22 protein-coding genes, 1 tRNA gene and 1 pseudogene are annotated in these 19,581 nt (G+C 70.0%); 11 read left to right on the top strand and 13 right to left on the bottom strand.

The window, feature by feature from the left end:
- Window positions 1-12 precede the first annotated feature (12 nt).
- The 3 genes from ACF06X_RS00605 to ACF06X_RS00595 all read left to right on the top strand — a co-directional run bounded on the left by ACF06X_RS00605 (window position 13) and on the right by ACF06X_RS00595 (window position 1,896).
- Complete coding sequence (locus tag ACF06X_RS00605; RefSeq protein ID WP_392284977.1) at window positions 13-567, top strand: class IV adenylate cyclase; 555 nt, start codon at window positions 13-15, stop codon at window positions 565-567.
- Between the two features lie 291 nt (window positions 568-858).
- Window positions 859-1,545, top strand: coding sequence for an excalibur calcium-binding domain-containing protein (locus ACF06X_RS00600; RefSeq protein WP_392284976.1), 687 nt, complete (start codon window positions 859-861; stop codon window positions 1,543-1,545).
- A 48-nt stretch (window positions 1,546-1,593) separates the two neighbouring features.
- Window positions 1,594-1,896 (top strand): hypothetical protein, encoded by a 303-nt coding sequence (locus tag ACF06X_RS00595; protein ID WP_392284975.1) that lies wholly within the window; start codon window positions 1,594-1,596, stop codon window positions 1,894-1,896.
- A gap of 229 nt (window positions 1,897-2,125) precedes the next feature.
- On the opposite strand, the gene ACF06X_RS00590 is transcribed toward ACF06X_RS00595, so the two are convergent.
- From ACF06X_RS00590 to ACF06X_RS00575, 4 genes are all read right to left on the bottom strand, one after another.
- Complete coding sequence (locus ACF06X_RS00590) at window positions 2,126-3,538, bottom strand: DUF445 domain-containing protein (RefSeq protein WP_392284974.1); 1,413 nt, start codon at window positions 3,536-3,538, stop codon at window positions 2,126-2,128.
- Between the two features lie 17 nt (window positions 3,539-3,555).
- Window positions 3,556-4,557 (bottom strand): ATP-binding cassette domain-containing protein, encoded by a 1,002-nt coding sequence (locus tag ACF06X_RS00585; protein WP_392284973.1) that lies wholly within the window; start codon window positions 4,555-4,557, stop codon window positions 3,556-3,558.
- A gap of 2 nt (window positions 4,558-4,559) precedes the next feature.
- Window positions 4,560-5,336, bottom strand: coding sequence for an ABC transporter permease (locus tag ACF06X_RS00580; protein WP_392285922.1), 777 nt, complete (start codon window positions 5,334-5,336; stop codon window positions 4,560-4,562).
- Between the two features lie 211 nt (window positions 5,337-5,547).
- Complete coding sequence (locus ACF06X_RS00575) at window positions 5,548-6,348, bottom strand: ABC transporter permease (RefSeq protein ID WP_392285921.1); 801 nt, start codon at window positions 6,346-6,348, stop codon at window positions 5,548-5,550.
- A 167-nt stretch (window positions 6,349-6,515) separates the two neighbouring features.
- Between ACF06X_RS00575 and ACF06X_RS00570 the strand changes: the two genes are divergently transcribed.
- Window positions 6,516-8,651 (top strand): transglycosylase domain-containing protein, encoded by a 2,136-nt coding sequence (locus tag ACF06X_RS00570; protein ID WP_392285920.1) that lies wholly within the window; start codon window positions 6,516-6,518, stop codon window positions 8,649-8,651.
- Window positions 8,652-8,683: 32 nt separating this feature from the next.
- Here ACF06X_RS00570 and ACF06X_RS00565 read toward each other — a convergent pair whose 3' ends face one another.
- From ACF06X_RS00565 to ACF06X_RS00555, 3 genes are all read right to left on the bottom strand, one after another.
- A complete protein-coding gene (locus tag ACF06X_RS00565; RefSeq protein WP_392284972.1) occupies window positions 8,684-9,004 on the bottom strand; it encodes a DMT family transporter in 321 nt (106 codons plus the stop codon).
- A gap of 177 nt (window positions 9,005-9,181) precedes the next feature.
- Window positions 9,182-9,520: a co-chaperone GroES gene (locus ACF06X_RS00560; RefSeq protein WP_189600978.1), complete on the bottom strand. Its 339-nt coding sequence runs from the start codon at window positions 9,518-9,520 to the stop codon at window positions 9,182-9,184.
- Window positions 9,521-9,566: 46 nt separating this feature from the next.
- The gene (locus ACF06X_RS00555) at window positions 9,567-9,887 is read right to left on the bottom strand and encodes a DUF3618 domain-containing protein (protein ID WP_392284971.1); all 321 of its coding nucleotides are present in this window, start codon (window positions 9,885-9,887) and stop codon (window positions 9,567-9,569) included.
- Window positions 9,888-10,009: 122 nt separating this feature from the next.
- Here ACF06X_RS00555 and bcp point away from each other — a divergent pair, with 122 nt between their 5' ends.
- The 4 genes and pseudogenes from bcp to ACF06X_RS00535 all read left to right on the top strand — a co-directional run bounded on the left by bcp (window position 10,010) and on the right by ACF06X_RS00535 (window position 11,766).
- On the top strand, window positions 10,010-10,477 hold the full coding sequence (bcp, locus tag ACF06X_RS00550) for a thioredoxin-dependent thiol peroxidase (RefSeq protein WP_392284970.1): 468 nt from the start codon (window positions 10,010-10,012) through the stop codon (window positions 10,475-10,477).
- A 160-nt stretch (window positions 10,478-10,637) separates the two neighbouring features.
- A pseudogene (locus ACF06X_RS00545) lies at window positions 10,638-11,138 on the top strand (HNH endonuclease signature motif containing protein); the annotation flags it as partial.
- The gene (locus ACF06X_RS00540) at window positions 11,135-11,662 is read left to right on the top strand and encodes an HNH endonuclease signature motif containing protein (RefSeq protein WP_392284969.1); all 528 of its coding nucleotides are present in this window, start codon (window positions 11,135-11,137) and stop codon (window positions 11,660-11,662) included. The pseudogene ACF06X_RS00545 and the gene ACF06X_RS00540, both read left to right, overlap by 4 nt.
- A 20-nt stretch (window positions 11,663-11,682) precedes the next feature.
- Window positions 11,683-11,766 (top strand) — tRNA-Leu (locus ACF06X_RS00535).
- A gap of 42 nt (window positions 11,767-11,808) precedes the next feature.
- On the opposite strand, the gene rdgB is transcribed toward ACF06X_RS00535, so the two are convergent.
- The 4 genes from rdgB to ACF06X_RS00515 all read right to left on the bottom strand — a co-directional run bounded on the left by rdgB (window position 11,809) and on the right by ACF06X_RS00515 (window position 14,003).
- On the bottom strand, window positions 11,809-12,411 hold the full coding sequence (gene rdgB, locus ACF06X_RS00530) for an RdgB/HAM1 family non-canonical purine NTP pyrophosphatase (RefSeq protein WP_392284968.1): 603 nt from the start codon (window positions 12,409-12,411) through the stop codon (window positions 11,809-11,811).
- 56 nt (window positions 12,412-12,467) lie between these two features.
- Window positions 12,468-12,845, bottom strand: a complete 378-nt coding sequence (locus tag ACF06X_RS00525; protein WP_392284967.1) for a hypothetical protein — start codon at window positions 12,843-12,845, stop codon at window positions 12,468-12,470.
- A 90-nt stretch (window positions 12,846-12,935) separates the two neighbouring features.
- A complete protein-coding gene (gene rph, locus ACF06X_RS00520; RefSeq protein ID WP_392284966.1) occupies window positions 12,936-13,667 on the bottom strand; it encodes a ribonuclease PH in 732 nt (243 codons plus the stop codon).
- A gap of 102 nt (window positions 13,668-13,769) precedes the next feature.
- Window positions 13,770-14,003: a glucose PTS transporter subunit EIIB gene (locus ACF06X_RS00515; RefSeq protein ID WP_392284965.1), complete on the bottom strand. Its 234-nt coding sequence runs from the start codon at window positions 14,001-14,003 to the stop codon at window positions 13,770-13,772.
- A gap of 236 nt (window positions 14,004-14,239) precedes the next feature.
- Here ACF06X_RS00515 and ACF06X_RS00510 point away from each other — a divergent pair, with 236 nt between their 5' ends.
- Together ACF06X_RS00510 and ACF06X_RS00505 are read left to right on the top strand one after the other, a co-directional pair.
- Complete coding sequence (locus ACF06X_RS00510) at window positions 14,240-15,505, top strand: PTS transporter subunit EIIC (RefSeq protein ID WP_392284964.1); 1,266 nt, start codon at window positions 14,240-14,242, stop codon at window positions 15,503-15,505.
- 276 nt (window positions 15,506-15,781) lie between these two features.
- Window positions 15,782-17,047, top strand: a complete 1,266-nt coding sequence (locus tag ACF06X_RS00505) for a PTS transporter subunit EIIC (RefSeq protein ID WP_392284963.1) — start codon at window positions 15,782-15,784, stop codon at window positions 17,045-17,047.
- 65 nt (window positions 17,048-17,112) lie between these two features.
- Here ACF06X_RS00505 and ACF06X_RS00500 read toward each other — a convergent pair whose 3' ends face one another.
- On the bottom strand, window positions 17,113-17,865 hold the full coding sequence (locus ACF06X_RS00500) for an MBL fold metallo-hydrolase (RefSeq protein ID WP_392284962.1): 753 nt from the start codon (window positions 17,863-17,865) through the stop codon (window positions 17,113-17,115).
- 252 nt (window positions 17,866-18,117) lie between these two features.
- Between ACF06X_RS00500 and ACF06X_RS00495 the strand changes: the two genes are divergently transcribed.
- Complete coding sequence (locus tag ACF06X_RS00495) at window positions 18,118-18,600, top strand: type II toxin-antitoxin system PemK/MazF family toxin (RefSeq protein WP_392284961.1); 483 nt, start codon at window positions 18,118-18,120, stop codon at window positions 18,598-18,600.
- Between the two features lie 27 nt (window positions 18,601-18,627).
- Here ACF06X_RS00495 and ACF06X_RS00490 read toward each other — a convergent pair whose 3' ends face one another.
- The gene (locus tag ACF06X_RS00490; protein ID WP_392284960.1) at window positions 18,628-19,578 is read right to left on the bottom strand and encodes a PLP-dependent cysteine synthase family protein; all 951 of its coding nucleotides are present in this window, start codon (window positions 19,576-19,578) and stop codon (window positions 18,628-18,630) included.
- Window positions 19,579-19,581: the final 3 nt, after the last annotated feature.

The raw sequence follows: 19,581 nt of genomic DNA, 5'->3' as shown, positions 1-19,581 counted from the left end.
AAAGAAGGACTCATGAAGCACGAGTACGAGGCGAAGTTCCTGGACGTCGACGTCGCCGGCCTTCAGGCCAAGCTCACCGCCCTCGGCGCCGTTCGGGCGTTCCCGCGTACCCTTCTCACCCGCAAGATCTTCGAGAACGACGCTCTCGAGGGCGGTGCGTGGCTCCGTCTGCGGGACGAGGGGACCCGCTCGACGCTCACGCTCAAGCAGGTCACCGACGCCACGACGATCGACGGCACGACCGAGATCGAGACCGAGGTCAGCGACGTGCACGCCATGGCCGACATCCTCCGTCAGGTCGGCCTGACCGAGGTCCGCTACCAGGAGAACTACCGCGAGGAGTGGCGCCTGGGTGAGGTTGCCTTCGACTTCGACACGTGGCCCGACCTCCCCACTTTCCTGGAGATCGAGGGCCCCGACGAGGCGTCGGTTCGGCAGGCGGCGGCCCTGCTCGAACTCGACTACTCCGAAGCCCGCTTCGGCAGCGTCGATGAGATCTACAAGAGCGAGGCGGGCCGCGACATCCTCGCTGAGCCCACCCTCCTCTTCACGGACGCGACCGGATGAAGACAGCACCCTGACCAGCGTCAATGACCTGGCCTTCACTGGAAGTTCACGATTCCGCCTCGCCTCGCTCTCATACGTGGCAGCATCAGGGCCTTCTCCGTTACCGGAAAGCCTTGGGGGCTTGTTGTGCGTGCGGGAGAGATACGTCGCTGTCGGAGAGTGCTGATCGCGTCGGCTGTGGCCGTTGGGGCGCTCGTGGGGTGTGGTGGGGGTGGTGGCGGCGATGATGCGAAGCCCGCCGCGGGCACGTCGGTGAGAGCGGCAACGAGTGCGGCGCCGACGGCGGGAGGCGTGCTCAAGCTGGTTGACGACGAGGAGAGCGCGCAAGGCGCGCGGCTTGTCGTCGCCGTGCTCGCCAACGACACCGCGACCGAGGGCGCGGGTGGGGAGGAGAAGCCGCTCACGAGCGTCCTGGAAGAGAGTGAATACGAGCTGACCGTCGACTCCAGGCCCCGTCACGGCAGTGCCGAAGTCGACGGCGTCACCGTCCTGTACACGCCCGAGGCCGGGTACAGCGGTGAGGACGAGTTCGTCTACCGGGTGAAGCCGAAGGACCCGGGTACGGCGGGTGGCACCGCCGTCGTACGCATCACGGTCACCGCGCCCAGCCCCACACCGACCCCCACCCCGAAACCCACTCGGGCCAAGAAGGCAACGCCTCCCGCCGTCTCCTACGAGAACTGCGATGCCGCCCGCGCCGCCGGCGCCGCCCCCGTGCACGAGGGTGATCCCGGGTACGGGCGGCACCTCGACCGGGATGGGGACGGGGTCGGGTGTGAGTCCTCTTCTGGAGGCTCCGGGTCCGGGTCCGGGTCTGGTTCTGGGTCCGGAGGGTCGGCCAGTGGGGGTGGTGGCAGTACGTACTACGAGAACTGCTCCGCCGCCCGCGCCGCCGGCGCCGCCCCCGTGCGCCAGGGTGACCCCGGGTACGGGCGGCACCTCGACCGGGACGGGGACGGGGTCGGGTGTGAGGGCTGAAGTTAGGCTCGGGGTAAGAGAAGACGAAAAGCACAGGAAGGCCACCCCATGCCCCGCATTCCCTCCCCCGCCATAGCCGCCGCCGGGCTCGTCGGCGGGTACGCCGTCGCCCGGTGGACCAAGAAGCGGCCGCTCGGGGGTGTCGTGCTCGCCGCCGCCGGTGGGGTGGCCGTGCGGGAGTGGCGGCAGGACGTCGGGGGGAAGGGGGCCGCCGGGCTCGCGGCGGCGTATGTCGCCGCGTTCGCCGGGTCGCATCCGCTCGCCAAGAAGGTCGGGGCCTGGCCCGCGGTGTTCACCGTCGCCGGGGCCATGGCCGGGGCCTCCTGGGCCGTCACGCGGCACAAGGGCTGAGGACTTTTCGGGAGCGGGAGCGGGAGCGTTGAACGCTCCCGGGTCGGCGCGCGTACTACCCAGCACCTCCCCGCCGCGCACGGCACGGGCCCCCTACCACCCCCGCCGTGCGCGGTCCACCGGCGCTGGGTGGCTGAGCCGGAACTCAGCCGCCCAGCGCACACCCCGGCGGCAAAGCCGCCCACTCTCAGCCGCCCAGCGCACACCCCGGCGGCGAAGCCGCCCGCCCTCAGCCGCCCAGCGCGTGGCTCACCGTGTAGATCGCCAGGCCCGCCAGCGCGCCCACCACCGTGCCGTTGATCCTGATGAACTGCAGGTCCCGGCCGATGTTCGCCTCGATCTTCTTCGAGGTCTGGTTCGCGTCCCAGCCCGCCACCGTGTCGCTGATCAGGGACGTGATCTCGTTCCGGTACGTCGTCACCACGTACGACGCCGCGTCCTCCACCCAGCCCTCCACCTTCGACTGCAGCCGGCCGTCCGTCACCAGGCGGCCGCCCAGCGAGATCAGCGAAGCCCTCGCCCGCAGGCGCAGCTGGCTGTGGTCGTCCTCCGCCGCCGCGATGATCAGGCCGCGGACCGACGACCACGCCGACGCGATGATGTCCTGGATCTCCGGACGGGCCAGCAGCTCCCCCTTCAGGCGCTCCACCCGCGCCCGCGTGTCCGTGTCCCCCTGCAGGTCGGCCGCGAAGTCCGTCAGGAAGCGGTCGATCGCGCCACGCGCCGGGTGCGCCGGCATGTCCCGCATCTCCGTCACGAAGCGGAGCAGCTCCTTGTAGACCCGCTCGCCCACCCGACGGTCCACGAAACGCGGCGTCCAGCCCGGCGCCCCGCCCTGTACCGCGTCCATCACCGAGTCCGCGTGGAAGACCAGCCAGTCGTGCGCCCGCGCGCAGACCAGGTCCACGGCCCGGTGGTGCGCCCCGTCCGCGACGATCCTCTCCAAGGTCTTGCCGATGCCCGGCGCCACCTCCGCCGCCTCCGCCCGCCGGGTGATCGCCTCCCCCACGACCGCCTGGACGTCGGAGTCCCGCAGCACCGTCAGCGCGCCCCGCAACGCCGTGGCGAGCTCCCCGGTGACTCGGTCCGCGTGCGCCGGTTCGGCGAGCCACGCCCCGAGCCGGCCCGCGATCCCCAGCGCGTGCAGCCGTCCCCGTACGACATCCGCCGACAGGAAGTTCTCGCCGACGAACGACCCAAGGGTGGTCCCCAGCTGGTCCTTCTTCGTCGGGATGATCGCGGTGTGCGGGATCGGCAGACCGAGCGGTCGCCGGAACAGCGCCGTCACCGCGAACCAGTCCGCCAGCGCGCCCACCATGCCGGCCTCGGCCGCCGCTGCCACATAGCCGGCCCAGGCGCCGAGACCCGCCTTCTCCGCCCACGTCGCCAGGACGTACACGACGGCGACGGCGATCAGCAGGCCCGTCGCGAAGGTCTTCATGCGCCGCACGCCGCGCTGGCGCTCCGCGTCCGCCGCCGTGTACGAGAACGCCACAAGAGGGGTCCTGCCCCCGGCCCCCTCGCCCCGGGGCGGTGCCACCCTCGTGCCCGCGCCGCCCGGCCGCCCCGCGCCCCCGCCGCCCGACCGCCCCGCGCCCCCGCCGCCAGGCGGCGGCAAGTCCTCGCCCCTCGTGTCGCTCATCACCTGACCTCCCTACCTCAGGGACTCCCCGCCCGCGCGCCGAGTTCCCGTTCCCCGTACATCTTCGCGATCACGGCCTCGATGTCCGGCTCCCGCACCGACAGGTCCACCAGCGGATACGCCTCCGCCACCGCCGCCACCACCGGGGCCGCCGAGGCGGAGGACGGGAAGGCGAGGATCTGCCGCGGGCCTTCGGACCGTACGTGACGGGCCCCCGGCACCTCGATCGGCGGCAGTTCACGCTCCAGGTCCACCATCAGCAGCCGCTCGCTCTCCCCCGCCTCGTGCAGCCCCCCGAGCGGCCCGTCGTACATCAGCCGCCCGTGGTCGATCACCATCACCCGCTTGCAGAGCTGCTCGATGTCGGTCAGGTCGTGGGTCGTGAGCAGCACCGTCGTGCCCCGCGTGGCGTTGAGCTCCCGCAGGAACTCCCGTACCCGCGCCTTGGACACCACGTCGAGGCCGATCGTCGGCTCGTCCAGGTACAGCACGTCCGGGTCGTGCAGCAGCGCCGCCGCGATGTCCCCGCGCATCCGCTGGCCGAGGGAGAGCTGGCGTACGGGAACGTCCAGCAGCTCGCCGAGCTCCAGCAGCTCCACGCACCGGGCCAGGTTCGCGGCGAAGCGGTCGTCCGGGATCCGGTACATCCGGTGCACCAGGCGGTACGAGTCCTTCAGCGGCAGGTCCCACCACAGCGTCGTCCGCTGCCCGAACACCACCCCGATCCGCTGCGCGAGCCGGGTCCGCTCCCGCGACGGATCGATTCCGGCCACTCGCAGCCTTCCCCCGCTCGGCGTGAGGATGCCCGTCAGCATCTTGATCGTGGTCGACTTGCCGGCGCCGTTCGGGCCGATGTAACCGACCATCTCACCGCGCTCGACGCCGAAACTGATCCCGTCGACCGCCCGGACCTCCGTCTTCTCCCTCCGTACGAGTCCGGCCTTCCGGCGCACCGAGAAGACCTTCTCGACGTTCTCCAGCTCGATGAAGGCCCCACTGACGGTCTCACCGACGGTCATGCTCAACTCCCTGTCGATCGGTACGAACGAAGTCCCGCCCGCCACGCCAGCCACGCCAGTACGCAGCACACCGCCGCGACCAGCGGCGACGCGAACACGGTCCAGACCGGCAGGCCCGCCGGGGCCGGCCGCCCGAGGATGTACAGCGCCGGCACCCAGTTCACGAACGCCAGCGGCACCACGTAGACGACGCCCCGCACCAGGTCCTGCGCGAAGACCGACGGCGGGTACTGCAGCAGCGTGTTCCCGCCGTACGTGAAGGAGCTGGTGACCTCCGCCGCGTCCTGCGCCCAGAACAGCGCCGACGCGCCGATCACCATCACCGCCGAGAAGATCAGCGCGCCGCACACCAGCATCACCGGCAGCAGCAGCACCTTCACCACCGTCCACTCCACGTCGAGCAGCACCATCCCCCAGACCAGGACCAGTACGCCCTGCAACACCCGGCCCAGGCGCCGCAGCGCGAACTGGTCCGCCGCCACCTGCGCGAGCACCGGCACCGGGCGCAGCAGGAAGGTGTCGAGCGAGCCCAGACGCACCCGTCTGCCCATCCGCTGCAGCGAACCCATCGTCAGATCGGCGAGACCGAACGACGTGCTGGTGGTGCCGTACAGGAACGCGACCTCGGGGAACGAGAAGCCGCCGAGCCCCCGCACCTGACCGAACATCAGCAGGATGACGACGAAGTCGAAGAAGGTGACGGTGAAGCTGGAGAAGAGGGTGAGCGCGAAGGAGGCGCGGTACGTCATCGTCGACCGGATCCACATGCCCGCGACCATCCGGTACGTACGCCAGGACTCGCCGAGGAGTGACCCTCGGGTGCCCGTGGCGAACCCCTCGACCGTCCCGTCGACCGGCCCCTGAACCGGCCCCCCAACCAGGCCCACGCCCAGGCCCACGCCCGGGCCCACGCCCGGGCCCACGCCCGGGCCCACGCCCGGGCCCACGCCCGGCCCCTCGACCTGGACCGGCCCTCCCGCCACCGGGACCTCAGCCACCCTGCACCACCACCTTCCGCGTCGCCAGCGTCTGCGCCACCCGCCCCGCCGCCAGCAGCACCGCCGCCCAGCAGCCCTGGAAAGCGAACGCCCCGACCAGCCCCCACCCCTGGTACCTCTCCAGGTACACATCCGCCGGCACCTGCAGCATCGACGCCCACGGCAGCACCCGCGCCACCTCCCCCAGCGCGCCCGGGAAGACGTTGAGCGGCAGCAGCATCCCGGAGAAGAACAGCCCGCCCAGCCAGGCCACCTGCGCCACGCCCTGACCGTCAAGGAGCCAGAACGCGCTCATCGCGACCAGGTACCAGATCGAGAAGCTGACGACCGAGCCGAGCACCACCGCCACCAGGAACGCCGGCCAGGTCGACGGCCGCGACGGCAGGGTGAAGTCGAAGGCCACCGCCCCGACCGTCATCGGCACCACCCCACGGCCGAGCAGCTGGAACGCGGCCCGGCCCAGATTGTCCGAGAACCACCAGGTCTGGAGGTCGGCCGGGCGGTAGAGATCGACCGCGATGTCACCCGTCCGGATCCGCTCCATCACCTCTTCCTGGAACCCGCCGCCCATCAGCCCGCAGACGGCGATCAGCGCCTGACCGATCCACACATAGGCGAGCGCGTCCGCCTGTTCGTACCCGCCCAGACGCGGCCGCTCGTCCCACAGGGCGATATAGGTGTAGGACAGGATGAAGCCGAAGACGGTGTTGGTGAACACCCCCGCGGCGGTGGCCATGCGGTACGTGGCATGGCGCCGGAACCCACCCGCGGCAACAGTCATGTAGAGCCGCAGCATCCCGCCCCCCCTCCGGTCGACACCAAAGCCCTCGACCTTAGTGGGACTCGTACCGCCATCGCGAGTGGATTTCGAGTCGCAATCGTGGCTTCTGCCCCATTACGTGCAGTATGGGGGTTTCCATGCCCCCTTCATCCGGTACGGGAGCTCCGCCCATGAGCGCCATGAGCGACGGCCAGCCACCGCGGCCCGGCTGGGAGCCGAGGGACCCCACCCTCCCCGCCACGCCGCCCACCCCCGCCACACCGACCAGCCCCGCCAGGCCGCCCGCCCCCTCCACGACCGGGAAGCGGCCCAGGCGACGCGCACGCGTCCTGCGGTGGCTGCTCGGCACGTTCCTGCTCGCCGCCCTGCTCCTGACCGGCGGATTCCTCGCCGGATACCTCCTGGTCGACATCCCGCCCGCCAACGCCACCGCGACCGCGCAGACCAACGTGTACCTCTACCAGGACGGCACCCAGATCGCCCGCGACGGCGAGGTCGACCGCGAGAACATCCGGCTCGCGCGCGTCCCCGCCCCCGTCCAGCACGCCGTCCTCGCCGCCGAGGACCGGGACTTCTACTCCGACCGGGCCGTCGACCCCAAGGCCATGGTCCGCGCCGCCTGGAACACCGTCACCGGCAAGGGCAAGCAGTCCGGCTCCACCATCACCCAGCAGTACGTCAAGAACTACTACCTCGCCCAGGAACAGACCATCACCCGCAAGGTGAAGGAGTTCTTCATCGCGATCAAACTCAACCGCGAGAAGAGCAAGGACGAGATCTTCGAGGGATACCTCAACACCAGCTACTTCGGCCGCAACGCCTACGGCATCCAGGCCGCCGCCCGCGCCTACTACGGCAAGGACGCCGGCGAACTCGACTTCACCCAGGGCGCGTACCTCGCCTCGCTGCTCAACGCGCCCAGCGCCTACGACGTGGCCACCCGCCCCGAGAACCGCACCAGGGCCGTCGCCCGCTGGCACTACGTCCTGGACGGCATGGTCAAGGAGAAGTGGCTCTCCCGCGCCGACCGGGCCGCCGCCCGCTTCCCCACCCCCGACCCCGCCCGCCCCTCTACCGGACTCTCCGGACAGCGCGGCTACATCGTGCAGGCCGTCGAGCAGTACCTGACCAGCAACGGAATCCTCGACGACAAGACCCTGGCCGGCGGCGGCCACCGGATCACCACCACCCTGGAGAAGACCAAACAGGACGCCTTCGTCGCCGCCGTCGAGAACCAGGTGATGTCGCAGCTCGACCCGGCACGCAACCCGGTCGACCGCTTCGTACGGGTCGGAGGCGCGGCGATCGACCCGGCGACCGGCCGCGTCCTCGCCCTCTACGGCGGCGTCGACTACACCAAGCAGTACGTCAACAACGCCACCCGACGCGACTACCAGGTCGGCTCCACCTTCAAGCCCTTCGTCCTCACCGCCGCCGTCGAGAGCGCCGCCCACACCCAGGAGGGCGAGCCGATCACCCCGAACACCTACTACGACGGCAGCAACAAACGCCCGGTGCAGGGCTGGAACGGCGCCGTCTACGACCCGGCCAACGAGGACGACCTGTCCTACGGCGACATCTCCGTCCGCAACGCCACCGACAACTCCGTCAACACGGTGTACGCGCAGATGGCGGTGGACGTCGGCCCCGCCAAGGTCAAGGAGACCGCCATCGCGCTGGGCCTGCCCGCGAACACCCCCGACCTCAACGCCTCCCCCTCCATCGCCCTGGGCCCCGCCACCGCCAGCGTCCTCGACATGGCCGAGGCGTACGCCACACTCGCCAACCACGGCCGGCACGGCACGTACACCCTCGTCGACACGATCAGCAAGGACGGCGAGGAGCTGACCCTGCCGACCACGGAGAGCAGACAGGTGGTCCGGCGGGAGGCCGCCGACACGGTGACGTCCGTCCTGCGCGGTGTGGTGGAGAGCGGTACGGGTACGGCGGCCCTCTCCGCGGGCCGGCCGGCCGCGGGCAAGACGGGCACGGCGGAGGACGACAAGGCGGCCTGGTTCGCCGGATACACCCCTGACCTGGCCACGGTGGTCGCGATGATGGGCCAGGACCCGGACACGGGCGAACAGAAGCCGCTCTACGGAGCACTCGGCCAGCCCCGGATCAACGGCGGCGGGACGCCGGCGGAGATCTGGGCCCAGTTCACCCGGGAGGCGCTCGCGGGCACGGAGGCGCGGGAGTTCGAACTCCAACTGCCGGAGGGGATGGAGGAGTCGTTCGACGCCATGGACCCGTCGCTCCCCGACGCACCCGGAGAAAGGGGAGAAGAGGAAAGGGCAGAAGGAGACCGCTGGTGACCTGGTGACCTGCTGACCTCAGTGGCCGGACGTCAGTGGCCGGACGTCGCCTTAAGCCCGACCACCGCCACCAGCAGCAGACAGACGAAGAAGATCCGGGCGGCCGTCGCCGGCTCACCGAGCACCACCATGCCGAGCACCGCCGCACCGGCCGCGCCGATGCCGACCCAGACGCCGTACGCCGTACCGATCGGCAGCGTCTTGGCGGCGTGCGACAGCAGCAGCATGGAGGCGACGATCCCGGCGCCCGTGAAGACACTGGGCCAGAGGCGGGTGAAGCCGTCGGTGTACTTCATGCCGATCGACCAGCCGACCTCGAGCAGACCGGCGATGATGAGAAGAACCCAGGCCATGACGACGACACCTCCGCGAGACGGATCAACAGGGGTGCGTCGTCTTTGCCTACCACCGCAGTGGGCCCGGTACGGCGCGTCTCGTCGGGTGTCTCCAGGCTAGCAAAGGGCAGCGAAAAGACCTGGTGACACCGGTCACCAGGTCTTCTCGTCCACGTACTACACGTACTACACGTACTAGAGGTACAGGCCGGTGGTGTCCTTGGAGCCCTCGAACCGGTCCGCGGCCACCGCGTGCAGGTCACGCTCCCGCATCAGGACGTACGCGACACCCCGCACCTCGACCTCCGCCCGGTCCTCGGGGTCGTACAGAACCCGGTCGCCGGTCTCGACGGTACGGACGTTCTGACCGACCGCGACGACCTCGGCCCAGGCCAGCCGACGGCCGACGGCGGCGGTCGCCGGAATCAGGATGCCGCCGCCCGAACGCCGCTCCCCCTCGGGCGAATCGGTCCGGACCAGGACACGGTCGTGGAGCATCCGGATGGGCAGCTTGTCGTGGGTGTTCTCGCTCACGACTCGAACCTACCTGCCCGGGCGTGTCGCCCGTACCCGGGAGGGGTCATCCCTTGCGCTTGCGGGCCGAGACCGCGATCAGCCCGACGACGGCCACCGCGACGAGCGCCACCGGGATCACCCGCTCCAGACGCGGCGCGCCGTCCTCGTGCGTGAAGCGGGCCTTCACGTCGGACACGGTCCGGTTGACGGCGACGAAGGCGCGCCCGGCGGTGTGGTCGACCGTGGAGGCGACCCTCGCCTTCGCGTCGCCGATGATCGTCTTGGGGTGTACCCGAATGCCGATCTCGTCGAGAGTGACGGCGAGCTGCTCGCGCCGGCGGACGATGTCCGCCTCGATCTGCGCAGGGGTCCTGGCGTCCGACACCGCGCTGCCTCCGTAGTCGTAATCGGTCGTTGACGTTCAGTCTCTCAGCTTCGCGGTCCGCAGGTGGTCCCCGACCCCCATTAGGCTCTTCTGGCGTACGCCTACATCCTTCGAGGAGAGCCATGAGCGAGCGACTTCAGCCCGGTGACACCGCCCCCGCCTTCACTCTGCCCGACGCGGACGGCAACGAGGTCTCGCTCGCCGACCACAAGGGCCGCAAGGTCATCGTCTACTTCTACCCGGCGGCGCTGACCCCGGGCTGCACGAAGCAGGCCTGCGACTTCACGGACAACCTGGACGTACTGGCTGGCGCCGGCTACGACGTGATCGGCGTGTCGCCGGACAAGCCGGAGAAGCTGGCGAAGTTCCGCGAGAAGGAGTCGCTGAAGGTCACGCTGGTCGGGGACCCGTCGAAGGAGGTCCTGGAGGCGTACGGCGCGTTCGGCGAGAAGAAGCTGTACGGCAAGACGGTGACGGGCGTGATCCGCTCGACGGTCATCGTCGACGAGGAGGGCAAGGTCGAGCGCGCCCTCTACAACGTGAAGGCGACGGGCCACGTCGCCAAGATCATCAAGGACCTGGGCATCTGATCCGCCGTCCCGACCGGAACGGCCCGCACTGCTTTTCGTAAGCGGTGCGGGCCGTTCCGCATTTCGGATGTGACCGTCCGATATTCGGCTCGTTACTCCGTGCGAGGCCACGAACAGGTGGCCGGGGCGGAGGGGAAGCGGGATGCCGGAGAGTCCGTAGCTGGGGGTGGACACGGCGCACTTCGAGCGGGAGGGGGCGCGGTGGACGCGGGAGGTCCTGGCCGAGGCCGTGGCCGCTTCGACGAACGTGTGCGAGGTTCTGCGACGCCTGGGTCTTGAGGTCGTCGGCGGTCAGCACACGCACATCAGCCGGCGGATCAAGGCGTACGGGCTCGACACATCGCATTTCCGGCCGCCGTCCCGGGCAGGTGAGCGGCGCCGACGGTCGCCCCGGGCCGTCCTAACCGAGCAAGTACCGAGCCAGGCTCGGCGCATCCCAAGCGATCGCCTGAAGCGGGCCATGAGCGAGCTGGGAGTGAGCGAGCGCTGCGCGCTCTGCGGGACCGAGGCGACCTGGCTCGGGTACCCGCTCCCCCTTGAGGTCGACCACATCGACGGCAACTGGCGCGACAACCGGATCGAGAACCTGCGGTTCCTCTGCCCCAACTGCCACTCCACGACAGACACCTACCGCGGACGCGGGAAAGGGCGCCGGTCATGAGCGAGAGGGTCCATCGACGTGGCTGTCGCAGGGGCGGACCTCGACCGACGACCACTGAACTCGCAGAAGCCGTGGCTGCTTCCGTTTCGTTGGCGGAGACGCTCCGACACCTGGGCAGACCTGAAAGTTCAGGTCAGAGGGCGTCCCTGAAGCAGTGGATCGCGGAGGACCGCCTCTCGACAGCGCACTTCCTGGGGCAAGGCCATCAGCGAGGCAGGCCCGGCCCCACCCCACTGCGGAAGGCCGTGGATCTGCTGGTGAAGCACGACGGCACGTATCGGACGAAGAGCACGCTCCTGCGCCGCGCCCTCTTCGAGATCGGCGTGCCGGAGGAGTGCGCGATGTGCGGCACAGGCCCCGCGTGGCGCGGAAGGCCCATGACCCTCGAAATCGACCACATCAACGGCGACTGGAGCGACGACCGCGCCGAGAACCTGCGGTTGCTGTGCCCCAACTGTCACGCAGTCACCAGTACCTGGTGCCGTGGAGGACGTCGACGTACCCATCAGGCGAGCGGGGGGTGACCGCTACCATGGCCGTACACGCGGCCGTGTTGTAACTGGCAGCCAAGCGGCGCTTAGAACGCCGTGGGAGAAATCCCGTGTGGGTTCGAGTCCCACCGGCCGCACACACGCAGAGGGCCGCCCAGTGCTGGGCGGCCCTCTCATGTTTAACCCAGCAGCTCCCGCACCACCGGGACCAGGGCCCTGAAGGCCTTCCCCCGGTGGCTGATCGCGTTCTTCTCCTGCGGGGAGAGCTCGGCGCACGTCACCTCGTAACCCTCCGGCTGGAGGATCGGGTCGTAGCCGAAGCCGTTCGTGCCCGACGGGGTGTGGCGGAGGGTGCCCCGCATGCGGCCCTCGACGACGCGTTCCGTGCCGTCGGGGAGGGCGAGGGCGGCCGCGCAGGCGAAGTGGGCCGCGCGGTGGGGGGTGTCGATGTCGGCGAGTTGGGCCAGGAGGAGCTCCAGGTTCGCGCGGTCGTCGCCGTGGGTGCCGGACCAGCGGGCCGAGAAGATGCCGGGGGCGCCGCCGAGGACGTCGACGCAGAGGCCGGAGTCGTCGGCGACGGCCGGGAGGCCGGTCGCCCGGGCGAGGGCGTGGGCCTTGAGGAGGGCGTTCTCGGCGAAGGTGACGCCGGTCTCCTTGACGTCGGGGATCTCCGGGTACGCGTCCGCGCCGACAAGGTCGTGGGGCAGGCCTGCGTCGGCGAGGATCGCGCGGAGTTCGGTGATCTTTCCGGCGTTGCGGGTGGCGAGGATCAGACGGGTCATGGGCCGATTATCCGTGGTCGGACGCGGCGGCCAGGGGCGGCCCGAGCCGGCCGGGGTCAGCCGGGGGTGCAGACCTTGCCGATTTCGGTGGCGGCGTCGGTGATCGGCTTGATGTCCGGGGTGGTGTCGCCTCCCTTGACGGCCGTACGGACGGATTCGACGCCCTTGGTGAGGTCGTCGACGGCCTTGGAGAGGTCGGCGTTGTCCGTGGTGTCCTGGAGTTTGTCGAGTTCGGTGGAGATGTCGTTCAGGGCCTCGTTGAGCTGCGTCGGGTCGTTGGAGGCGTTGGAGGCGGCCTGCTGGAGCCGGTCGACGCTGGTGGCTATGGCGTCGGCGGTGGCGACGCAGTCCATCGCCTTGTCGAGGGCTCCGCAGCCGACGAGGGTGGTGAGTGCGGCGGCCGTGGCCACGGCGAGTGCGAGACGGCGCTTCAAGGTGGGGTCCTCCCCTGGTGTACGGAACGGGCGCACGGTTCGGACCGTGCGCCCGTGTTCACGAAGACGCGGTGAAGCCGCGCGAGGTTCTCAGAGTGTGCCTTCGAGGGCCTTGCGCTGGATGTCGGCGAGTTCGGCGCAGCCGCCGGAGGCCAGGTCGAGGAGTGCGTTGAGCTCCTTGCGGTCGAAGGGCTCGGCCTCGGCGGTGCCCTGGACCTCGACGAAGCGGCCGTCGCCGGTGCAGACGACGTTCATGTCGGTCTCGGCGCGGACGTCCTCCTCGTAGCAGAGGTCGAGGAGGGGGACGCCGTCGACGATGCCGACGGAGACGGCGGCGACGGTGCCGGTGAGGGGCTTGCGGCCGACTTTGACGAGTTTCTTGGCCTGGGCCCAGGCGACGGCGTCGGCGAGGGCGACGTACGCGCCGGTGATGGCGGCGGTGCGGGTGCCGCCGTCGGCCTGGAGGACGTCGCAGTCGAGGACGATGGTGTTCTCGCCGAGCGCCTTGTAGTCGATGACGGCGCGCAGGGAGCGGCCGATGAGGCGGGAGATCTCGTGGGTGCGGCCGCCGATCTTGCCGCGGACGGATTCGCGGTCGCCGCGGGTGTTGGTGGAGCGCGGCAGCATCGAGTACTCGCCGGTGACCCAGCCCTCTCCGCTGCCCTTGCGCCAGCGCGGGACGCCTTCGGTGACGGAGGCGGTGCAGAAGACCTTGGTGTCGCCGAAGGAGACGAGGACGGAGCCCTCGGCGTGCTTGCTCCATCCGCGTTCGATGGTGACGGGGCGGAGCTGTTCGGGGGTACGGCCGTCGATACGAGACATGTGTCGAGCCTATCCGTACATGCCGTACATGAAGGAGGGCCCGTTCCGCTGCCGGAACGGGCCCTTCCTCGGGTGAGCGGGTGGCTAGCGGTGGCTAGTGGCTCACATCATGTCTTCGATGTCGGCGGCGATCGGGTCGGCGTCCGTGCCGATGACGACCTGGATCGCGGTGCCCATCTTCACGACGCCGTGGGCGCCGGCGGCCTTGAGCGCGGCTTCGTCCACCTTGGTGGGGTCGACGACCTCGGTGCGGAGGCGGGTGATGCAGCCTTCGATCTCTTCGATGTTGTCGATGCCGCCGAGCCCGGCGACGATCTTCTCAGCCTTGCTGGCCATGTGTTTCTCCCTGTCCGTTCCGTTTGGAGAACGTGAGTCTCGACGCACCGGAGGTCCGCTTCGTCACGGTAACCCACGGTTGGCCCAGCTTCGCGAGCGGACGTCCTGGTTCTGTCGAAGGATGACGATCACCGGCGCCCTGCCCTCAGCGGGCTCCGGGGAGCCTACCGCAACTGGTCTACACCAGTGTGCAACGCGAGCCGGACCCGGCTTGTTCCGGGGCAGGGAGGAAGCCGATGAGTAGCGACAGCGCCGCCGCCGCGCCGCGCAAGAGCCGGCGGAGCAGCCTCTTCCAAGGGCTCCAGAAGGTGGGTCGCAGCCTTCAGCTCCCCGTCGCCGTGCTGCCGGCGGCCGGTCTGCTGGTCAGTCTGGGCAATCTCTTCTCCGCGTACCTGCACGGCGCCTTCTGGGACAAGACGTCCGCGGTGCTGCTCAAGGGCGGCACGGCCATCCTGGACGGCTCCTTCGGTCTGCCCCTGCTCTTCTGCATCGGTGTCGCGATCGGCTTCGCCAAGAAGGCGGACGGCTCCACGGCGCTCGCCGCGGTGGTCGGCTTCCTCGTCTACTTCAACGTCCTGGAGGCCTTCCCGCGCGAGGGCACGGTGACGGCGGACGTGCCGGAGGGTGTGCCGCAGAACCCGGGGGTGCTCGGCGGCATCCTGATCGGTCTGCTCACGGCGGTCGTGTGGCAGCGCTTCCACCGGACGAAGCTGGTCGACTGGCTGGGCTTCTTCAACGGCCGCCGTCTCGTCCCGATCATGATGGCGTTCCTCTGCGTGGTGCTGGGTGTGCTGTTCGGGCTGCTGTGGGAGCCGGTGGGCGACGCCCTGACCTGGTTCGCCAAGCAGCTGATCAACCTCGGGGCGTGGGGCGCGGCGATCTTCGGTGTCGCCAACCGGCTTCTGATCCCGATCGGGATGCACCAGTTCCTGAACACGTTCTTCTGGTTCCAGGCGGGTGAGTTCACCAAGCCGGACGGCACCGTCGTCCAGGGCGACCTGACCCGCTTCTTCGCCGAGGACCCGACGGCGGGCCAGTTCATGTCGGGCTTCTTCCCGATCATGATGTTCGGTCTTCCGGCCGCCGCGCTGGCCATCGCGCACACCGCTCGCCCGGAGCGGCGCAAGGAGGTGACGGGTCTGATGATCTCCGTCGCCCTCACGTCGTTCGTCACCGGCGTGACCGAGCCGCTGGAGTTCTCCTTCATGTTCGCCGCGCCGCTGCTGTACGGCGTGCACGCGCTGCTGACGGGTGCGTCGATGGCGATCACCTGGGCGCTGGGGGTGCACGCGGGCTTCAGCTTCTCGGCCGGCCTCATCGACTACGTCGTCAACTGGCACCTCGGCACCAAGCCCTGGCTGATCATTCCGATCGGCCTCGGCTTCGCCGTCGTCTATTACGTGGTCTTCCGCTTCGCGATCACGAAGTTCGACATCCCGACGCCGGGGCGGGAGCCGAAGGAGGTCGAGGAGGAGATGGAGCGGGACATCACGAAGCCGTAAGCCGTCGTAAGCCGCCGTAAGCCGAGAAGGCCGGCACCGGCCCCTGGACCGCACGGTCCGGGGGCCTTTCGCGTGCGCGCGCCCGGCACGCGTTCACATTCCGCTATGGCACGGGCACGGAGAATTCGCAGGTTCCTTATCTAAGTCTCACGTGCTAAAACTGGTCTACACCACTCATTGGTGTAGACCACGCGGTCCAGACCACCGCGTTCCCTGACGCCGCCGTCACCCCCTTTTTCCTGTCCTCCGGCGGCGCCGTGCCCACTGGAGGAAGTTGTGTCCACGGCTAACGCCGCTCCCGCGGCGGAGAAGAAGAAGGGCGCGGGCGCCATGGCTGTCATGCAGCGCATCGGCCGCAGCCTCATGCTGCCGGTCGCGGTGCTGCCCGCCGCCGCGCTCCTGGTGCGTTTCGGTCAGCCCGACATGCTCGGCAGGGAGTCGTTCCCGACCTTCATCACCAAGATCGCCGGCTACATGGCCGCCGGTGGCGGCGCGCTGCTCGACAACATGGCGCTGCTCTTCGCCGTCGGCATCGCGATCGGCTTCGCCAAGAAGTCCGACGGCTCCACCGCGCTGGCCGCCGTCGCCGGCTACCTGGTCTTCAAGGCCGTGCTCGGCACCTTCACGGACAGCAGCCTGCCCAAGAAGGAAGCCATCGTCGACGGCAAGATCGCCATGGTGGAGCAGGCGGTCGACGCCAAGGTGCTCGGCGGTGTGGTCATGGGCATCATCGTGGCGCTGCTCTACCAGCGCTTCTACCGCACCAAGCTGCCCGACTGGGCGGGCTTCTTCGGCGGCCGCCGTCTCGTCCCGATCCTCTCCGCCTTCGCCGGCCTCCTCGCCGGCATCGTGTTCGGCCTGATCTGGCCGTGGCTCGGCTCGGGTCTGCACTGGTTCGGTGAGAGCCTGGTCGACTCCGGCGCCGTCGGCGCCGGCATCTTCGGTGTCGCCAACCGCGCCCTGATCCCGGTCGGCATGCACCACCTGCTGAACTCGTTCCCGTGGTTCCAGGCCGGCTCGTACGAGGGCAAGAGCGGCGACATCGCCCGCTTCCTCGCCGGTGACCCGACCGCCGGACAGTTCATGACCGGCTTCTTCCCGATCATGATGTTCGCCCTCCCGGCGGCCTGCCTCGCGATCGTCCACTGCGCCCGCCCGGAGCGCCGCAAGGTCGTCGGCGGCATGATGTTCTCCCTCGCGCTGACCTCCTTCGTCACCGGCGTGACCGAGCCCATCGAGTTCACGTTCATGTTCATCGCGCCGGTGCTCTACGCGATCCACGCGGTCCTGACCGGTGTCTCCATGGCGCTGACCTGGGCGCTGGGCATGCGGGACGGCTTCGGCTTCTCCGCGGGCGCGGTCGACTTCACGCTGAACCTGGGCATCGCGTCCAACCCGTGGGGCCTGGCGCTTGTCGGCCTCTGCTTCGCGGCGGTCTACTACGTGGTCTTCCGCTTCGCGATCACCAAGTTCAACCTTCCGACGCCGGGCCGCGAGTCCGACGAGGAGCTGGCCGAGCTGCAGAAGGCCGAGGCGAAGTAGCCCGTACGCCGTGACGGCTGAAGCCCCTGTCCTCCATGGAGGGCAGGGGCTTCAGCCGTACGTCCTCAGATCTCGTAGACCGCGCCCGGCCGGGCCAGTTCCGCGGGGCCGTCGTAGACCGCGCGCGCGTCCGCGAGGTTCTTGGCCCCGTCCGTCCACGGCGGGATGTGGGTCAGGACCAGGCGGCCGACCCGGGAGCGGGCCGCCTCGGCGCCCGCCTCGCGGCCGTTGAGGTGGAGGGCCGGGATGTCCTCCTTGCCGTGGGTGAAGGAGGCCTCGCACAGGAACAGGTCGGTGCCGACCGCCAGTTCGTGCAGCGCGTCGCAGGCGCCCGTGTCGCCGGAGTACGTGAGCGAACGGCCGCCGTGCTCGATCCGGATGCCGTACGCCTCCACCGGATGGCAGACCTTCTCCGTACGGACGGAGAACGGGCCGACCTGGAAGGAGCCCGGCTTCAGCGTCTGGAAGTCGAAGACCTCGCTCATCGCCTTGTCCGAGGGCGAGTCCGCGTAGGCCGTGGTCAGACGCTGCTCCGCGCCCTCGGGGGCGAAGACCGGGATCGCGTCGCAACGGCCGCCCTCGTGGCGGTAGTAGCGCGCGACGAAATATCCGCACATGTCGATGCAGTGATCTGCGTGGAGGTGGCTGAGGAAGATGGCGTCGAGGTCGTACAGACCGATGTGGCGCTGCAGCTCGCCCAGGGCGCCGTTGCCCATGTCGAGGAGCAGCCGGAAGCCGTCGGCCTCTACGAGGTAGCTCGAACAGGCCGAATCCGCGGACGGGAACGACCCTGAGCAGCCGACGACGGTGAGCTTCATGGAGCGTGAACCTCCGTGGAAGGGTGTCCGTGGACGGTGCGGGACAGACGCTGGGGAGTCGCTGAAGGGGTCCTGAGGGGCCCTGGGGGGTCCTGAGGGGAGGTCGTGCGATCTGTCGAGCGTAAGGCGCGGGGGGCTCCGTCGCTCCTCCGCATCGGCCCGTTGTGGGCGAACTCACGGGCTCTGTCACCGGTTCGGATGGACCTGGGGCGGGTGGGCGCGGGGTGCGGCCCGCCGGTAACGTCATGGGGTATGGACACGTCGTGGTGGCCGGCCCTGCTCGCGGTCGTGGTGCTCGCGCTGGTCGTCGCGCTCGCGGACGGCCGGGGGCGCTCGTCCCGGCGGCCCGGGGGGCGGACGCGGCCGCCCGGACGGCCCACCGCCCCGGGACGGACACCGGCGCGGACTCCGGGCCGGATGCCGGCGCGGATCCCCCGGTCGGGCGAGATCTGGTGGGCGGACGTGCCCTACGAGGACGGTCCGGGCTCCAAGGACCGGCCGTGCCTGGTCCTGTCGCTGCGGGGTGACCGCGCGCTGGTCGCCAAGATCACCAGCAAGTACCACGACGAGCGGCCCGGGGTGATCGCGCTGCCGCCGGGTTCCGTGGGGGACGCGCACGGACGGCCGAGCTTCCTGGAGACGGACGAGTTGCGCGAGGTCCCGGTGTGGGAGTTCCGCCGGAGAGTGGGAACGGCGGACCCGGTCGTATGGGACCAGGTCCGCCATCTGTCGTAGAACCCCCGAAAGGGGCCGGGCCGCGGGCTACGCCCAGAGCTGGCCCTGGAGTGTCTCGATGGCCTCTTCCGTGGTGGCCGCCGTGTAGACGCCGGTCGACAGATACTTCCAGCCGCCGTCCGCGACGACGAAGACGATGTCCGCGCTCTCGCCCGCCTTCACCGCCTTGTTGCCGACCCCGATCGCCGCGTGCAGCGCCGCACCCGTCGAGACGCCCGCGAAGATCCCCTCCTGCTGGAGGAGTTCCCGGGTACGGGTCACGGCGTCGGCCGAGCCGACCGAGAAGCGGGTGGTGAGGACCGAGGCGTCGTACAGCTCGGGGACAAAGCCCTCGTCCAGGTTCCGCAGTCCGTACACCAGGTCGTCGTACCGCGGCTCGGCGGCGACGATCTTGATGTCCGGCTTGTGCTCGCGCAGGTAGCGGCCGACGCCCATGAGCGTGCCCGTGGTGCCCAGGCCCGCCACGAAGTGGGTGATCGAGGGCAGGTCGGCCAGGATCTCGGGGCCGGTGGTGGCGTAGTGGGCGCCCGCGTTGTCCGGGTTGCCGTACTGGTAGAGCATCACCCACGTGGGGTTCTCGGCCGCCAGCTCCTTGGCGACCCGTACCGCCGTGTTCGACCCGCCCGCCGCCGGGGACGAGATGATCTCCGCGCCCCACATGGCGAGCAGCTGGCGGCGCTCCTCGCTGGTGTTCTCCGGCATCACGCAGACGATGTTGTAGCCCTTGAGCCGGGCGGCCATGGCCAGCGAGATGCCGGTGTTGCCGCTGGTGGGCTCCAGGATCGTGCAGCCGGGGGTGAGCCGGCCGTCCTTCTCCGCCTGCTCGATCATGTGGAGCGCGGGCCGGTCCTTGACGGAGCCGGTGGGGTTGCGGTCCTCCAGCTTCGCCCAGATCCGGACGTCGTCCGAGGGCGAGAGCCGGGGCAGGCGGACCAGGGGCGTGTTGCCGACCGCCGCCAGCGGGGAGTCGTAACGCATCTG

It is taken from the genome of Streptomyces sp. NPDC015346 (assembly GCF_043078785.1).
In the GTDB taxonomy this organism is placed as follows: Bacteria; Actinomycetota; Actinomycetes; order Streptomycetales; family Streptomycetaceae; genus Streptomyces.
Note: the sequence above shows the minus strand (reverse complement) of the source record. Positions and strands in the feature narration are given on the sequence as shown.

Bases quoted from the DNA above. Each gene is read 5' to 3' on its own strand.
- ACF06X_RS00605 (WP_392284977.1), top strand. From the start codon at position 13: ATGAAGCACGAGTACGAGGCGAAGTTCCTGGACGTCGACGTCGCCGGC.
- ACF06X_RS00595 (WP_392284975.1), top strand. From the start codon at position 1,594: ATGCCCCGCATTCCCTCCCCCGCCATAGCCGCCGCCGGGCTCGTCGGC.
- ACF06X_RS00590 (WP_392284974.1), bottom strand. From the start codon at position 3,538: ATGAGCGACACGAGGGGCGAGGACTTGCCGCCGCCTGGCGGCGGGGGC.
- ACF06X_RS00585 (WP_392284973.1), bottom strand. From the start codon at position 4,557: ATGACCGTCGGTGAGACCGTCAGTGGGGCCTTCATCGAGCTGGAGAAC.
- ACF06X_RS00580 (WP_392285922.1), bottom strand. From the start codon at position 5,336: ATGGTCGCGGGCATGTGGATCCGGTCGACGATGACGTACCGCGCCTCC.
- ACF06X_RS00570 (WP_392285920.1), top strand. From the start codon at position 6,516: ATGAGCGACGGCCAGCCACCGCGGCCCGGCTGGGAGCCGAGGGACCCC.
- ACF06X_RS00565 (WP_392284972.1), bottom strand. From the start codon at position 9,004: ATGGCCTGGGTTCTTCTCATCATCGCCGGTCTGCTCGAGGTCGGCTGG.
- bcp (WP_392284970.1), top strand. From the start codon at position 10,010: ATGAGCGAGCGACTTCAGCCCGGTGACACCGCCCCCGCCTTCACTCTG.
- ACF06X_RS00540 (WP_392284969.1), top strand. From the start codon at position 11,135: ATGAGCGAGAGGGTCCATCGACGTGGCTGTCGCAGGGGCGGACCTCGA.
- rdgB (WP_392284968.1), bottom strand. From the start codon at position 12,411: ATGACCCGTCTGATCCTCGCCACCCGCAACGCCGGAAAGATCACCGAA.
- rph (WP_392284966.1), bottom strand. From the start codon at position 13,667: ATGTCTCGTATCGACGGCCGTACCCCCGAACAGCTCCGCCCCGTCACC.
- ACF06X_RS00515 (WP_392284965.1), bottom strand. From the start codon at position 14,003: ATGGCCAGCAAGGCTGAGAAGATCGTCGCCGGGCTCGGCGGCATCGAC.
- ACF06X_RS00510 (WP_392284964.1), top strand. From the start codon at position 14,240: ATGAGTAGCGACAGCGCCGCCGCCGCGCCGCGCAAGAGCCGGCGGAGC.
- ACF06X_RS00500 (WP_392284962.1), bottom strand. From the start codon at position 17,865: ATGAAGCTCACCGTCGTCGGCTGCTCAGGGTCGTTCCCGTCCGCGGAT.
- ACF06X_RS00495 (WP_392284961.1), top strand. From the start codon at position 18,118: ATGGACACGTCGTGGTGGCCGGCCCTGCTCGCGGTCGTGGTGCTCGCG.
- ACF06X_RS00490 (WP_392284960.1), bottom strand. From the start codon at position 19,578: ATGCGTTACGACTCCCCGCTGGCGGCGGTCGGCAACACGCCCCTGGTC.